General features: G+C 64.8%; 12 protein-coding genes and 1 pseudogene. 6 read left to right on the top strand and 7 right to left on the bottom strand.

What is annotated here, in order from left to right:
- Window positions 1–19 precede the first annotated feature (19 nt).
- The 4 genes from nagA to P9228_RS03075 are packed head-to-tail and all read right to left on the bottom strand — an operon-like array spanning window position 20 to window position 3,909.
- Window positions 20–1,180 carry an N-acetylglucosamine-6-phosphate deacetylase gene (nagA, locus tag P9228_RS03090; protein WP_278052344.1) on the bottom strand — a complete coding sequence of 387 codons (1,161 nt, stop codon included), beginning with the start codon at window positions 1,178–1,180 and terminating at the stop codon, window positions 20–22.
- The gene (locus P9228_RS03085) at window positions 1,177–2,208 is read right to left on the bottom strand and encodes an SIS domain-containing protein (RefSeq protein ID WP_278052343.1); all 1,032 of its coding nucleotides are present in this window, start codon (window positions 2,206–2,208) and stop codon (window positions 1,177–1,179) included. Before P9228_RS03085 ends, nagA begins: the two co-directional genes overlap by 4 nt.
- Window positions 2,205–2,984 carry a GntR family transcriptional regulator gene (locus P9228_RS03080; RefSeq protein WP_278052342.1) on the bottom strand — a complete coding sequence of 260 codons (780 nt, stop codon included), beginning with the start codon at window positions 2,982–2,984 and terminating at the stop codon, window positions 2,205–2,207. The genes P9228_RS03085 and P9228_RS03080 overlap by 4 nt, the downstream gene beginning before the upstream one ends.
- Window positions 2,985–3,027: 43 nt before the next feature.
- Window positions 3,028–3,909 carry an N-acetylglucosamine kinase gene (locus P9228_RS03075; RefSeq protein ID WP_095799127.1) on the bottom strand — a complete coding sequence of 294 codons (882 nt, stop codon included), beginning with the start codon at window positions 3,907–3,909 and terminating at the stop codon, window positions 3,028–3,030.
- 201 nt (window positions 3,910–4,110) lie between these two features.
- Between P9228_RS03075 and P9228_RS03070 the strand changes: the two genes are divergently transcribed.
- The 6 genes from P9228_RS03070 (at window position 4,111) to P9228_RS03045 (ending at window position 10,410) form a co-directional block, all read left to right on the top strand.
- A complete protein-coding gene (locus P9228_RS03070; protein ID WP_278052341.1) occupies window positions 4,111–5,019 on the top strand; it encodes an N-acetylmuramic acid 6-phosphate etherase in 909 nt (302 codons plus the stop codon).
- Window positions 5,020–5,071: 52 nt separating this feature from the next.
- Window positions 5,072–6,331, top strand: coding sequence for an ABC transporter substrate-binding protein (locus tag P9228_RS03065; RefSeq protein WP_067324040.1), 1,260 nt, complete (start codon window positions 5,072–5,074; stop codon window positions 6,329–6,331).
- 229 nt (window positions 6,332–6,560) lie between these two features.
- Entirely contained in the window at window positions 6,561–7,490 is a 930-nt protein-coding gene (locus P9228_RS03060) for a sugar ABC transporter permease (RefSeq protein ID WP_095799125.1), read from the top strand.
- Between the two features lie 8 nt (window positions 7,491–7,498).
- Entirely contained in the window at window positions 7,499–8,338 is an 840-nt protein-coding gene (locus P9228_RS03055) for a carbohydrate ABC transporter permease (protein WP_066996124.1), read from the top strand.
- Window positions 8,335–9,396 carry a Gfo/Idh/MocA family oxidoreductase gene (locus P9228_RS03050; protein ID WP_278052340.1) on the top strand — a complete coding sequence of 354 codons (1,062 nt, stop codon included), beginning with the start codon at window positions 8,335–8,337 and terminating at the stop codon, window positions 9,394–9,396. The genes P9228_RS03055 and P9228_RS03050 overlap by 4 nt, the downstream gene beginning before the upstream one ends.
- A 15-nt stretch (window positions 9,397–9,411) precedes the next feature.
- Complete coding sequence (locus P9228_RS03045) at window positions 9,412–10,410, top strand: ABC transporter ATP-binding protein (RefSeq protein ID WP_066996130.1); 999 nt, start codon at window positions 9,412–9,414, stop codon at window positions 10,408–10,410.
- A 181-nt stretch (window positions 10,411–10,591) separates the two neighbouring features.
- Here P9228_RS03045 and P9228_RS03040 read toward each other — a convergent pair whose 3' ends face one another.
- The 3 genes and pseudogenes from P9228_RS03040 to P9228_RS03030 form a co-directional block, all read right to left on the bottom strand.
- Entirely contained in the window at window positions 10,592–11,437 is an 846-nt protein-coding gene (locus P9228_RS03040; protein ID WP_095799123.1) for a fumarylacetoacetate hydrolase family protein, read from the bottom strand.
- A gap of 239 nt (window positions 11,438–11,676) precedes the next feature.
- Complete coding sequence (locus tag P9228_RS03035; RefSeq protein ID WP_127240432.1) at window positions 11,677–12,408, bottom strand: SDR family oxidoreductase; 732 nt, start codon at window positions 12,406–12,408, stop codon at window positions 11,677–11,679.
- Window positions 12,409–12,609: 201 nt separating this feature from the next.
- Window positions 12,610–14,986: pseudogene (locus tag P9228_RS03030) on the bottom strand (aldehyde dehydrogenase family protein).
- Window positions 14,987–15,015: the final 29 nt, after the last annotated feature.

Genomic DNA, 15,015 nt, shown 5'->3' with positions numbered 1-15,015 from the left:
GGATGACGAAGGAAGAGGCCTACGCCGCAAACACCTTCTCGCCGCCGATCCAGACATTCTTGACGTCCAGGTCTTCCGACAGCCCGACAATGTCCGCTGCGGTGCCGTTGGCGAAGCGGCCGAGGCGATGCGCCTGGCCGATCGCTTCGGCGGGATAGAGCGAGGCCATGCGGAGCGCCTCGTCGAGATCGAGCCCGACCACGCGATGGACAAAGCGCACGGCGGAAATCATGTCTAGATCGGCGCCGGCCAGCGTGCCGTCGGCAAGCCTGAGACTCCCGTCCTTGCGGTAGATGGTACGGCCGTTGAGGGTGAAGGATGTCATGTCGGTGCCGATCGTCGCCATGGCGTCGGTGACCAAAAGGATCTTGCCCGGGCCTTTCTTGGCATTGAGTGCAAGCGTCATGGTGCCGGGATGGACATGGATACCGTCCGCGATGATGCCAGCGTAGAAGCTGCCGGTGTCGATCGCCGCTCCGGCCAGTCCCGGCTCGCGATTGCCGATCTGGCTCATGGCATTGAAGAGATGGGTGACGACCGTGGCGCCGGCCTCGGCGAAGGCCGTTGCCGTGGCATAGCCGGTGTCGGAGTGGCCGAGGCTGACAACGATGCCGGCCGCGGCCAGCGCCGTGACCCGGGCCGGCTGGACCGATTCCGGTGCGACCGTGGTGAGCAGCACCGGCAAGCCCTGACGCGCCGCGACCAGCGCAGCCTGGTCAGCGTCCGTCATTGGCCGGATAAGAGCCGGATCATGCGCGCCCTTGCGCGCGACGGACAGATGCGGGCCTTCGAGATGCAGCCCAAGAAAAGCCGGCACCTTCTTCCGGGCGGCCTCGGCGCCGGCGTCGACCGCCGCGGCGGTGATCGCCGGCGTGTCGGTGATCAGCGTCGGCAGGAGCGCCGTGGTGCCGAAGGGCGCGTGCGCCCGGCAGATGGTCTCGATCGAGGCGACATCGGGATGGTCGTTGAGCATAACGCCTCCACCGCCATTGACCTGGATGTCGACGAAGCCGGGAACCAAGAGGCCGCCACCGGTCTCGACATGGGAGACGCCTGACGGCACGGCGCCGGCGGGCAGAATGGCCTCGACCACGCCGTCCTTGACGACAAGGGCCGTATCGTCGTGCCAGTCGGCCCCGTCGAAGATACGGGCGCCGGTGAGGGCGAAACGGTCGCTCATACGGTTTCCGTCACCTTGCGCAGATTGCGTGGCGCATCCGGATCGAGACCGCGATGGCGAGCGAAGGCCTCGACGAAGCCATAGAAGGACACGATCAGCGGCAGCGGATCGGTTAACGGATGGCCGGTTGCGACATACGACAGCAGCCCGGCTGCCTTCGCATTATCGGAGGTGACGAAAGCGGCCGCGCCTTTGGCCGTCAAGCTATCGGCGGCCTCGGTCACCGAAGGCTCCGACGCGTCCCGGGCAGCAAGCGCCAGGACCGGGAAGCCCGGCCCGACCAGCGCCAGCGGCCCATGCATGACCTCGGCGGCGCTATAGGCCTCGGCATGCATGGCGCAAGTTTCCTTGAATTTTAGCGCCGCCTCGCTGGCGATCGCGAAGGATGGGCCGCGGCCGAGGATGAACAGCGAGCGCGGCGTCTCGAGCGCCGTGGCGAGCGCCATCCAGTCGCAGGCGATCGCCTTGTCGAAATGCTCCGGCAGGCGGGCGAGCGCAGCAAGCAGCGCCTCATCGCCAGTGCTGTGCGCCATCAGCGCCAGGGCCGCGACGGCCGAATTGACGAAGGTCTTGGTGGCCGCGACGCTGCGCTCCGGGCCGGCGAGAATGTCGATGGCGTAATCCGAGGCGCGCGCCAGTGGCGAGTCGGCGGTGTTGGTGATGGCGACGGTGAGCGCGCCGCCGGTTCTCGCGGTTTCGGCCATAGCGACGATGTCGGGACTCTTGCCCGACTGCGAGATCGCCAGGCAAGCCGAGCCGCGCAGCCTCAGCTTCGCGCCATAGATGGAAGCGATCGACGGGCCGACGGAAGCGACGGCGAGGCCGGCCGTCAGCTCCACGGCATATTTCATGAAGGTGGCGGCATGGTCGGACGAGCCGCGCGCCACGGTGACGACGAAATGCGGATCGCGCTCGCGAAGGCCGCGGCCGGCCTCGGCCAGCACCTTGGCTGAGCCGTCCAGCAGGCGGGCGGTGGCCTGCGGGATCTCCTCGATCTCGCGCCGCATGTGGGTGGCGGTTGCGCTCATGGCCGGCTCTCCTCTCCCGGCCCGGTCAGCCGGAGTTCCGCGACGAAGTCATAGGCGTCGCCCCTGTAGATCGAGCGCGTGAACTCGATCACCTTGCCGCTCGCCAGATAGGAAATACGTTCGATGTGCAGGCCGGCAACCCCCGGCGGCACTTCGAGAAGGCGCGCGTCGCCGTCGCCGAGATTGGCGGCCGAAATGCGCTGCACGGCCCGCATCGGGCGGTTGCCGGTCAGTTCCAGCGCCGCGTAGAGCGAGGAGCCGATCGCTTCGGGCTCGGGAAGCACGCTCGCCGAAATCGCGGCGCGCTCGATCGCCAGCGGCGTGTCGTTGGCGATGCGCAGGCGCGCCACGCGCGCCACCAGCTCGCTCGACGACAGGCCGAGCACCATCATCTCGTCCGGCGAGGGCGCATAGAGGCCGCGGTCGAGCCAGGCCGAGCGCACGACCATGCCGCGGCGCGCCATATCCTCGGTGAAGGAGGTGAGCCGCGACAGCGACTGCTCGACACGTTCCATGCGCGGGGCGACAAAGGTGCCGGAGCCATGGCGCTGGACGAGGATGCCGCCCTTGACGAGATCCTGCACGGCCTTGCGCACAGTGACGCGCGAAATGTCGGCCTTGCTGGCTATATCGCGCTCTGAAGGCAGCGCGTCACCCGGCCCGATCAGGCCGCGATTGACCGCTTCCTCGATGCTTTTTCTCAGCTGCAGGTAAAGCGGCGCTCCGCTTTGCGAGGATTCTTTCAGCATAGCGAAGATCTGGTCGGCGGCGCTCATCGCGGCGCCTCCGGCAGCATGGCGAAGATCCGGTCGACGGCGCTCATCGGGCGCCTCCGGACTTGCCCGCGAAGATGCGCGCGGCCATCTGCACCGCGCCGCCGAGCGCGTCGTCAAGCGGGGCCTTCAGCAGCGCCTGATAGCGCCCCGACAGCCGCGGCGCGTAGAGCGGCGCCAGGCCGCCGAGCAGGCATAGCGGAGCATCGTCGGCGAGTTCGAGCGCGCCCAGCGAAGCCTCGACATCGGCAACCGCCTTATCGAGGATCCAATTGGCGACGAGATCGCCCTTTTCGGCATGCTCGAAGACTTTTGGGGCGAAACCGCCGAAGTCGCCGGGCTTGGCGTTGGTGGTGAACTCGACCACGTCCTCGGGATTGTTGCGGAAGACGGCAAGCATGGCATCCGTCAGCGGCGAGCCGGGGCGGATGCCGTCATAGGCAAGGAGCGTCTGCTCGAGCAGGTCGCGGCCGATACGGGCGCCGCTGCCCTGGTCGCCGACCTGGAAACCCCAGCCGCCGATGGCGCGCGACTTGCCCGCTTTGCGCGCCATATAGGCGGTGCCGGTGCCCAGGATCGCCATGGCGCCGTCGCCGGAGCCGACGGCGCCTTCGAGCGCGATCTCGGCATCGGTCTCGACGCGGCTTTTGCTGAACGGCAGGATCGCTTCCAGCTGCTGCCTGTAGGTGCCGACATTGGCTCCGGCGAGGCCGAGAATGGCAGGCGTCTCGGGGATCAGCTCCGGATCTTCACCGGCGGCCACGAAAGCCTGCCTTGCCGCCTCGACGATGTTTGCGCGCGCACCGGTAAGGTCGGTGCGGATATTGGCCGCGCCGCTCTTGGCGCGGCCAACGACAGCGCCGTCGGCGGTCGCAAGGGCCGCCCTGCAGCTTGTGCCGCCGCCATCGATGCCAAGCACGAATTTCACGCGATTTTCTCCTCGTCGCGGATAATACCAATAAAATTCCAACAGCCAAGCGTTAATTTCGGGCTCAAAAAAGATTAAGGCGTACTTGATTGAAAGGACATGGAAATTTGTTCCCGACGCGCTCCGGAGCATGAAAACGCAATGAGAGATGTGGACAAGTGGTATTTTTTTGGTATTGTTCGATCAGTTGGAGGAAAGCGGATGGCCGAGACGCGCACGGAAGCGCTTCATCAGAACGCCGCGGGGCTGGATGTCCAGGCCCCGGACGCCATCCTTTCGTCCCTCGCCAATGCGCAAATCGAGGCCGCCAGGGCCGTGCACGGCGCCATTCCGGCCATTGCCGAGGCCGCCGAGCTTGTCGCCAGACAATTGAAGGGTGGAGGCAGGCTCGCCTACGCGGCAGCCGGCAGTTCCGGCCTCATGGCTGTCGCCGATGCGCTGGAACTTCCCGGCACATTCGGTATAGCGCGGGACCGCATCGCCATCCTGATCGCCGGCGGCGACGAGGCGTTCCGCACGCTTGCCGGCGGACCGGAAGACGATACCGAGGAAGCCGCGGCAGCCGTCGCGAATGCCAATATCGGCAAGGGCGACTGCCTGATCGCCATCTCGGCCAGTGGCTCGACGCCCTATGCCGTCCAGGCGATCGGCGATGCCCGGCGCCGGGGCGCGGCGACGATCGCGATCGCCAACAACAAGGGCGCGACGCTGTTCGGCGAGGCCGACGTCGCCATCCTGCTCGAGACGCCGCCGGAGCTGATCGCCGGCTCGACGCGCATGGGCGCGGGAACAGCACAGAAGATCGCGCTCAACATGCTCTCGACGCTCGCTGCCGTCCATCTCGGCCATGTGCATGACGGCTACATGGTCAACCTTGCCGCCGACAACATCAAGCTGCGTGACCGCGCGGTGCGCATGGTGGCCGCCATCAGCGGACGCAGCCGCGAAGACGCGGCGCGCCTGCTCGAAGAGAGCGGTGGCGGCGTCAAGACTGCCATTCTGCTCGCCGCGGGTGCTGCCAATGCCGATGCGGCCGAGAAGATACTGGAAAAAACCGGCCAGAAGCTCAGGCCGGCGCTTTCCGCGATCGAGGGGAGCAAGGCGCGCTAGCCGCTGTTCTCATCAAAACCGAACCTGAAAAAGGTCAACAGGGAGACTGGACATGACGACCAAACTACTGACGGCACTTCTCATCGGCACGAGCATTCTCGGCACCACCGGGATGGCCCTCGCCGAAGACGTCACGCTCAATATCGAGAGCTGGCGCGGCGACGACCTGACCATCTGGAAGGACAAGCTGATCCCGGCCTTCGAAGCCAAGAACCCCGGCATCAAGGTGGTGTTCGCGCCCTCGGCGCCGACCGAGTATGACGCGGCACTCGGCGCCAAGCTCTCTGCCGGCTCGGCGGGCGACCTGATCACCTGCCGCCCCTTCGACAAGTCGCTTGAGCTGTTCAAGAAGGGCAACCTCGCCGACCTCTCGTCGCTGCCCGGCATGGACAACTTCTCTCCGGTCGCCAAGGCCGCCTGGCAGACCGACGACGGAAAGTCGAGCTTCTGCGTGCCGATGGCTTCGGTCATCCACGGCTTCATCTACAACAAGGACGCCTTCGACAAGCTCGGCCTCAAGGTGCCGACGACGAATGAAGAGTTCTACGCCGTGCTGGACAAGATCAAGGCGGACGGCACCTATATCCCGATGGCGATGGGCACGAAGGACCTCTGGGAAGCCGCGACCATGGGCTACCAGAACATCGGCCCGAACTACTGGAAGGGCGAGGAAGGGCGTCAGGCGCTGATCAAGGGCGAGCAGAAGCTGACCGATCCGCAGTGGGTTGAACCCTACAAGGAACTGGCCAAGTGGAAGCCCTATCTCGGCGACGGTTTCGAGGCGCAGACCTATCCGGACAGCCAGAACCTGTTCACGCTCGGCCGCGCCGCCATCTACCCGGCTGGCTCCTGGGAGATCGGCCTGTTCAACACCCAGGCGCAGTTCAAGATGGGCGCCTTCCCGCCGCCCGTGCAGAAGGCCGGTGACACCTGCTACATCTCCGACCACACCGATATCGGCATGGGCCTGAACGCAGCCTCGAAGCACCCGGAAGAAGCCAAGAAGTTCCTGTCCTGGGTCGCTTCGCCGGACTTCGCCAACATCTACGCCAATGCGTTGCCGGGCTTCTTCAGCCTGAACAACACCCCGGTGAAGATGGAGGACCCGCTGGCACAGGAATTCGTCTCCTGGCGCGGCAAGTGCAAGTCGACGATCCGCTCGACCTACCAGATCCTGTCGCGCGGCACGCCAAACCTCGAGAACGAGACCTGGGTCGAATCGGCCAACGTGATCAACGGCACCGACACGCCGGAAGCCGCGGCCAAGAAGCTGCAGGACGGCCTCGACAGCTGGTACAAGCCGGCGAAGTAAGACTTTAGCCATTCGAACCGGCCGGGCAGCTGCCCGGCCGGCCTTCGGACAGATCTAGATAGCGATTGTCGGCGCCGCCTCTCGGTCTTACCCTCACCCTTGCGGGAAGACGAAGCCGCACTGTCGCTGGCCTTGTCCCTCGCATCATGGGGACAGTCAGGCCGCCGTGCATCGAGGCATCAGCCAAGCACCATCGACCTGGAACCGAGAGACGGCGGGGACCGAACTCATGGCCGCACAAACACGACCCAAGAAACCGATCCGCTGGCATATCGGCGTCTTCCTGGCGCCGGCGGTGCTGGTCTACACGGCAGTCATGATCCTGCCGCTGTTCGGCACCCTGCAGCTTTCTCTGTTCCGCAACATCAACCAGGCGCAAGTGTTCGTCGGGTTCGACAATTTCCACAAGCTGTTCGGCGATCCCAACTGGTCGGTGAATTTCTGGAATGCGCTCAGGAACAATGTCTGGTTCTTCATCATCCACATGCTGGTGCAGAATCCGATCGGCATCCTCTTGGCGGCGCTGCTGTCCAGCCCGAGACTGCGGTTTGCCGCCTTCTATCGCACCGCGATCTTCGTGCCGACGATCCTGTCCTTCGTCATCGTCGGCTTCGCCTGGAAGCTGATCCTGTCGCCGATCTGGGGCGTGGCGCCGCACCTGCTCGACTTCGTTGGGCTGAAGAGCCTGTTCACGCCGTGGCTCGGCAAAGAGCAATATGCGCTCACCGCGCTCAGCCTCGTCTCGGTCTGGCAGTTCGTCGGCATCCCGATGATGCTGATCTATGCAGCACTTCTGTCGATCCCGGACGAGGTGATCGAGGCCGCCGAATGCGACGGCGTCACCGGTATGGCGCAGTTCTGGAAGATCAAGCTGCCGCTGATCCTGCCTTCGATCGGCATCATCTCGATCCTGACCTTCGTGGGCAATTTCAACGCTTTCGACCTGATCTACACCGCGCAAGGGGCGCTCGCCGGTCCGAATTATTCGACCGACATTCTCGGCACCTTCCTCTACCGCGCCTTCTTCGGTTTTCAGCTGCAGGTCGGCGATCCCAACATGGGTGCCGCGATCGCCACGATCATGTTCCTGATCATCCTCGCCGGCGTCTGCGTCTACCTGTTCCTCGTCCAGACGCGCCTGCGTCGCTATCAGTTCTGAGGCGCGCCATGAGCACCGCAACACATTCGCTTCCCCGCACCATCGGCGCCCATGCGGTCCTTTTGACCTACACGGTGATCGCGCTGTTCCCGGTGATCCTGGTCATCATGAACTCGTTCAAGTCGCGCGCCGGCATTTTTGGCGCGCCGCTGACGCCGCCAACGCCGAAAACCTTCGACCTGATCGGCTACACCACCGTGTTCGGCCAGGGCGACTTTCTGCATTATTTCCAGAACAGCCTCGTCGTCACGGTCGCCTCGCTGTTCTTCGTGCTTCTGTTCGGCGCCATGGCCGCTTTCGCACTGTCGGAATACCGCTTCCGCGGCAACACGATGATGGGGCTCTATCTCGCGCTCGGCATCATGATTCCGATCCGCCTCGGCACCGTCGCCATCCTGCAGCTGATGGTGGCGAGCGGGCTGGTCAACACGCTGACGGCGCTGATCCTGGTCTACACGGCGCAAGGCCTGCCGCTCGCCATCTTTATCCTGTCGGAGTTCATGAAGCAGGTGTCCGACGACCTGAAGAACGCCGGCAGGATCGACGGGCTGTCGGAGTACACGATCTTCTTCCGGCTGGTGCTGCCGCTGGTGCGCCCGTCGATGGCGACGGTCGCCGTCTTCACCATGATCCCGATCTGGAACGACCTGTGGTTCCCGCTGATCCTGGCGCCGTCGGAAGAGACCAAGACGGTGACGCTCGGCGCGCAGCTCTTCCTGGGCCAGTTCGTCACCAACTGGAACGCGATCCTGGCGGCGCTCTCGCTGGCGATCCTGCCGGTGCTGATCCTCTACGTCATCTTCTCGCGGCAGCTGATCCGCGGCATCACGTCAGGAGCCGTCAAGTGAGTGCAGAACAGCCTCTTCGCGTCGTCGTCGCCGGCCTTGGCAATATGGGCCGCAGCCATGCGCTGGCCTATCACACCAATCCGGGCTTCGAGATCGCCGCGCTCGTCAACCGTTCCGAGGTGCCGCTGCCGGATGGGCTCGCGGGCTATCGCATCAGGCGCTCCTTCGAGGATGTGCTGCGCGACGAGAAACCGGACGTCGCCGCCATCGCTACTTATTCCGACAGCCACGCCGACTATGCGGTGCGGGCGTTCGAGGCCGGCTGCCATGTCTTCGTCGAGAAGCCGCTGGCGACCACGGTGGCGGACGCCAGGCGCGTCGTCGATGCCGCCAAAGCCAACGGCAGGAAGCTGGTGATCGGCTATATCCTGCGCCACCATCCGTCCTGGATGCGGCTGATCGCCGAGGCGCGCAAGCTCGGCGGGCCATACGTATTCCGCATGAACCTCAACCAGCAGTCCTCCGGCCACAGCTGGGAAACGCACAAGCAGTTGATGCAGACCACCTCGCCGATCGTCGATTGCGGCGTGCATTATCTCGACGTGATGCTGCAGATCACCGACGCCAGACCGGTCGAGGTGCGCGGCATGGGCGTGCGGCTCAGCGATGAAGTGGCGCCCTCGATGTATAATTACGGTCACCTGCAGGTGCTGTTCGAAGACGGCTCGGTCGGCTGGTACGAGGCCGGCTGGGGACCGATGGTTTCGGAGACCGCCTTCTTCGTGAAGGACGTGATGTCGCCCAAAGGCTCTGTGTCGATCGTCATGAAGGAGGGCGTGAAGTCCGACGACATCGACACGCACACCAAGACCTCGACCATCCGCCTGCACAGCGCCGCGACCGGGCCGGACGGAAAGTTCATCAAAGAGGACGAACTGCTGTCGATGGAAGGCGAGCCGGGGCACCAGGAACTCTGCGACCTCGAACAGGCCTTCCTGCTCAAGGCCATCCGCGAGGACATCGACCTGACCCGCCACATGGAGGACGCAGTGAAGTCGCTCGCCGTCTGCCTCGCCGCCGACCAGAGCGTGCGCACCGGCGCGCCAATCAAACTCTAGAACAAGGACGAAGCCGTGGGCTCGCTGAACATCGAGAACGTGAAGAAGGCATTCGGGCCGGTCGAGGTGCTGAAGGGCATCGACCTCGAGGTCAATGACGGCGAATTCGTCGTCTTCGTCGGCCCGTCCGGCTGCGGAAAGTCGACGCTGCTGCGCGTGATCGCAGGGCTAGAGGATTCGACCTCCGGGCGCGTGGTGATCGACGGCGACGACGTCTCCGTCACGCCGCCCGCAAAACGCGGCATCGCCATGGTGTTCCAGACCTACGCGCTCTATCCGCATCTGACGGTGAAGAACAATATGGGGCTCGGCCTGAAACAGGCCGGCACGCCTTCGGCCGAGATCGAGCGCCGCATCAAGATCGCTTCCGCGATGCTGTCGCTCGAGCCCTATCTCGAGCGGCGGCCGGCGGAGCTGTCGGGCGGGCAGCGCCAGCGCGTCGCGATCGGCCGCGCCGTGGTGCGCGAACCGAAACTGTTTCTGTTCGACGAGCCGCTGTCCAATCTCGACGCGGCGCTTCGCGTCAACACCAGGCTGGAGATCGCGCAGCTGCACCGGCGGCTAAAGGCAACGATGATCTACGTCACGCACGACCAGGTCGAAGCGATGACGCTGGCCGACAAGATCGTCGTGCTCAATGCCGGCCGCATCGAGCAGATCGGCAGCCCGATGGAGCTCTACAATGCGCCGGCCAATGAATTCGTCGCCGGCTTCATCGGCTCGCCGAAGATGAATTTCATCGACGGCGCCAAGCTTGGCGAGACGGCGAAGACCGTCGGCGTGCGCCCGGAACATCTGACCGTCGATGCAAAATCCGGCGCCTGGAAAGGCACGGTGGTGCATGCCGAGCATCTCGGCGCCGACACCAATCTCTATCTCGACTGCGAGAAGGCCGGGCTGCTCACCGTGCGGATCTTCGGCGTCTACAATGCCGAACCGGGCGCGACGCTCTATGCAACGCCGGATCCGGCGAAGACGTATCGGTTCGGGGCAGATGGAAGGGTGTTGAAGTAGCGCCGGCCTCCCCTTCTCCCCTTGCGGGAGAAGGTGGATCGGGGCGCAGCGCCGAGACGGATGAGGGGTGCTCCAGCGGAGTGCGACGCTTACTTCTGCAACGCAGAGATCGTTCCAACACCCCTCATCCGGCCGCTTCGCGGCCACCTTCTCCCACAAGGGGAGAAGGCGAGGTCTGCGCTTACTCGTCCGCCTTGAAGGTCTGCTTCTGCTGGCCCATGCCCTCGATGCCGAGCTCGACGACGTCGCCGGCCTTCAGGAACACCGGCGGCTTCATGCCCAGCCCGACGCCGGGCGGCGTTCCGGTGGAGATGATGTCGCCGGGATGCAGCGACATGAACTGGCTGAGATAGGAAACCAGATACTTCACGCCGTAAACCATCGTCTTGGTCGAGCCGTTCTGCATGGTCTTGCCGTTGACCGTCAGCCACATTTTGAGGTTCTGCGGGTCGGCGATCTCGTCCGTGGTCACCAGCCAGGGGCCGATCGGGCCAAAAGTGTCGCAGGACTTGCCCTTGGTCCACTGGCCTTGGCGCTCGGCCTGGAAGGCTCGCTCGGAAACGTCGTGCGCGACGCAATAGCCGGCAACATAATCCAGCGCGTCGTCCTCGCTGACATACTTCGCCGTCTTGCCGATGACGACGCCGAGCTCGACCTCCCAGTCGGTCTTGACCGAGCCGCGCGGGATGAGCACGTCGTCATCCGGCCCGACGATAGCCGAACTCGCCTTCATGAAGATGATCGGCTCCGGCGGCACGGTGGCGCCGGTCTCGGCAGCGTGGTCGGAATAGTTGAGGCCGATGCAGATGAATTTCCCCGTGCCGGCCACGCAGGCTCCGATGCGTGGGCTACCGGAAACAGCCGGCAGCGATTTCGGATCGAGCTTCGACAGCATCTCCAGCGAAGCCGGATGCAGCGCCGTGCCGGCGATGTCGGCGACATAGGCCGAAAGGTCGCGGATCGTGCCATCCTGATCGAGCAGGCCGGGACGCTCGCTTCCCATCTCGCCATAGCGCAGCAACTTCATCTTTTCTCTCCACCTTGCGGCCAAAGACCGATTTGCAAAACTTTCCGCCACGACCTCATGCGAAAATCGGGCGGACCCTAGCCATCAGCCTGGTACCCCGCAAGCGCGGACTCCACGCAGTAGGTCGGCAGGCTGGATTTTTCAGACTTTTCGATGCTTCCGATGAACGCGTAGCCCCGATCCGATCTTCCTGTTCGCCCACTAGCACTGCGAACCGCCCCCAATTTTCGAAACGGGCGTCAGATCGACCAGCCGCCATCAATATTGTAGGCCTGCCCCGAAGTGTAGGTGGCGCCCGCCAGATAGACGGCGAGATCGGCGATTTCTTCCGGCGTGCCCAGCCTTCCCATCGGCTGGCGGGCGATGAAGGCGGCGCGCGCCGCCTCATAATCGCCCTGCGCATGCATGCGGTCCTGCAGCGACGGGCTCTCGACCGTGCCCGGACAGATGGCGTTGCAGCGGATGCCCTTAGCCACATAGTCGGCGGCGACCGCCTTGGTCAGGCCGACGACCGCGGCCTTGGTCAGACCGTAGACGAAACGGTTCGGCACGCCCTTCTGCGAACTCGCCAGCGATGCCATGTTGATGATCGAGCCGTCGCCGCGCTCCAGCATGCCGGGCAGCACGGCGCGGATGGTGCGGATCATAGAGCGGACATTGAGATTCAGGGCGAAGTCGAGATCGACATCCGTCATTTCGAGGATCGAGCCCGAATGGACGAAGCCGGCGCAATTGAACAGAACATCGACCGGGCCGATCTCGGCGAAGGCCGATGTCACGGCTGCGTCATCGAGCACGTCGAGTTTGCGGGTTTTTATGCCGGAAGTCTTGCCGAGTTGGGCCAAAAGCTGCTCGTTGATGTCGGTGGCATGAACGGTGGCGCCGGCCTTGGTGAAAGCCAGCGCGCTCGCCCGCCCAATGCCTTGCGCCGCCGCGGTGATGACGACCACTTTGCCTGCCAGATCCGCCATGCTTCCCTCCGGTGTCGCAAGCTTTCTTAGTGGCGGCAAGACGGGATGCAATGTACCAGGCGAGCCTGACCGCTATTCCGCAGGCCAATTGTTTTTTCTGGTTAAAGAACACATGCCGATGCGTCAAGCCTGGAAGCCTGCGGCAAACGCGCCGAATTTGCGGCGCGAGTGTCGTCAAACCAGACCCGGTCTGGAACGCGCTTAGTCGCCGTAAGGCACCCAGACGTTCTTGACCTCGATGGCGCGGCGCAGGACGGCCTCGCCAGCCGCCTCGCTCGATGTCCAGTCGAGGCTGCGGCCATTGCCGGTCCAGACGCGCTTGAGGTTGCCGATGGAATCGGCCTCCGCCTTGGCGCAGGTGTCGGCATCGGCAAACACCCAGAGCCCATCGACGTCGTCGTGCTTGGCCAGAACGCCGCAGAGCTCGGCGCTGCGGCCGGTGACGATATTGATGGCGCCGGCCGGAATGTCGGAATATTCGATGATCTGGTAGAGATCCGTGGCTAAAAGCGGGTGACGCTCGGACGGCACGGCCACCACGGCGTTGCCCATGGCGAGCGCCGGCGCCACCAGCGAGACGAAGTTGAGGAGCGGCTGATTGTCCGGCGCAACGATGCCGACGACGCCGACAGGCTCGTGCAGCGCAAGCGTCACGGCGCGGGCCGGCGGCTGGTGGACGCGGCCCTCGAACTTGTCGGTGAGGCCGGCATAGAGGAACAGCCGCTCGATGGACTGCTCTACCTCCTCGCGCGCTGCCTTCGCCGTCACGCCGGTGAGTTGGACAAGGCGTGCAGCGAACTCATCGGCACGGCCCGGAAAGGTTTTCCGCGAAGTAGTAGAGCACCTGGCTGCGGTTGAAGGCCGTCGCGTCCGGCCAGGCCTTGCAGGCGCGCGCGGCGGCGACCGCGTCGCGGATATCCTTGCGGTTGCCAAGGCCGACTTCGCCGGCAAGCTTGCCCTTGGCGGTGGCGACGGTCAGCGAGTAGTTGCCGTCCGGACGCACCTGCTTGCCACCGATGAACAGCTTTGCCGTGCGGTCGATGGCCATACCGTCAGCCTGCTCGACGACCTGCGCCGAGCCGACTGCGGCCGGCTTGATGGCGGGGCCGACCGGCAGCTTGGCGGCAAGATATTCGAACATCCCTTCCCGTCCGCCTTCGCGACCGAAGCCGCTTTCGCGATAGCCGCCGAAGCCGCAGGCCGCATCGAACATGTTGGTGCCGTTGACCCAGACGACGCCCGCCTTCAATTGCGGCGCGACATGCAAAGCGAGATTGACGTTCTCGCTCCACACCGAAGCGGCAAGACCGTAACGCGTGTTGTTGGCTAGCTCGATCGCCTCCTCGGTGTTACGGAAGCTCATCGTCGCCAGCACCGGCCCGAACACCTCCTCCTGCGCCAGGATATTAGCCGGCGAAACAGAGGTGGCGAGCGTCGGCAAGTGATAGTAGCCCGTCGTCGGCAAGGCAGCGTCCGGCTGCCAGCAAGCGGCGCCCTGCCTGGCGCCCTCGGCGATCAGGCCCTTGACGCGGTCGAGCTGCGTGCGGTCGACCAGCGGCCCGATGTCGGTGTTCTTGTCGAGCGGGCTGCCGACGCGCAGGCGGCTCATCCTGACCTTGACCTTGGCGATGAAAGCCTCCGCGATGCCTTCCTGCACCAGGAGCCGCGAGCCGGCGCAGCAGACCTGGCCCTGGTTGAACCAAATGCCGTCGACCAGTCCCTCGACGGCGCTGTCGAGGTCGGCATCCTCGAAAACGACGAAGGCCGATTTGCCGCCGAGCTCCAGCGACAGCTTCTTGCCCGATCCGGCGGTTGCCTTGCGGATGATCTTGCCGACCTCGGAGGAACCGGTGAAGGCGATCTTCTGCACGCCCGGATGGTTGACGATGGCGGCACCCGCCTCCGGTCCGCCCTGAACGATGTTGACGACGCCTTTCGGCACGCCGGCGCGCTCGCAGATCTCGGCGAACAGTATGGCGGTGAGCGGCGTGAATTCGGCCGGCTTCAGCACCACCGTACAGCCGGCCGCGAGCGCGGGCGCGATCTTCCAGGCCAGCATCAGCAGCGGGAAGTTCCACGGAATGACCTGGCCGACGACGCCGACCGGCTTGTGGCCGGGAAAATCCTTCTCGAGCGTCTGCGCCCAGCCGGCATGATGGATGAAGTGGCGGATCGCCAGCGGCACGTCGATGTCGCGGCTCTCGCGGATCGGCTTGCCGTTGTCGATCGATTCCAACACCGCGAACAGGCGCTGATGGCGCTGCATGGCGCGGCCGATGGCATAGAGCACTTTGGCTCTGGCGTAGCCCGAGGATGCCGACCATTTCGGCAGCGCCTTTGCGGCCGCCGCAACCGCGGCGTCGATGTCGCCGGCGCCGGCATCCGAGATCTTCGCCAGCAGCTTGCCGGAGGACGGCTCGCTGGTATCGAAAGTCTTGCCGCTTGCCGCCGCCTTCCAGGCGCCGTCGATGAACAGCGCCCTGGAAAAATCGCGGCCGGCGAGCCAGGCGTCGGCCTCGTTGCGGGCTTCCGGCGCCGGGCCGTACTCCATGGCGCGATAACGTTCTAGGATGTTCATGGGGTCGCTCCTTTACCCTTCCCCGTGTG

The organism is Mesorhizobium sp. WSM4898 (assembly GCF_029625845.1).
Classification (GTDB): Bacteria; Pseudomonadota; Alphaproteobacteria; order Rhizobiales; family Rhizobiaceae; genus Mesorhizobium.
Note: the sequence above shows the minus strand (reverse complement) of the source record. Positions and strands in the feature narration are given on the sequence as shown.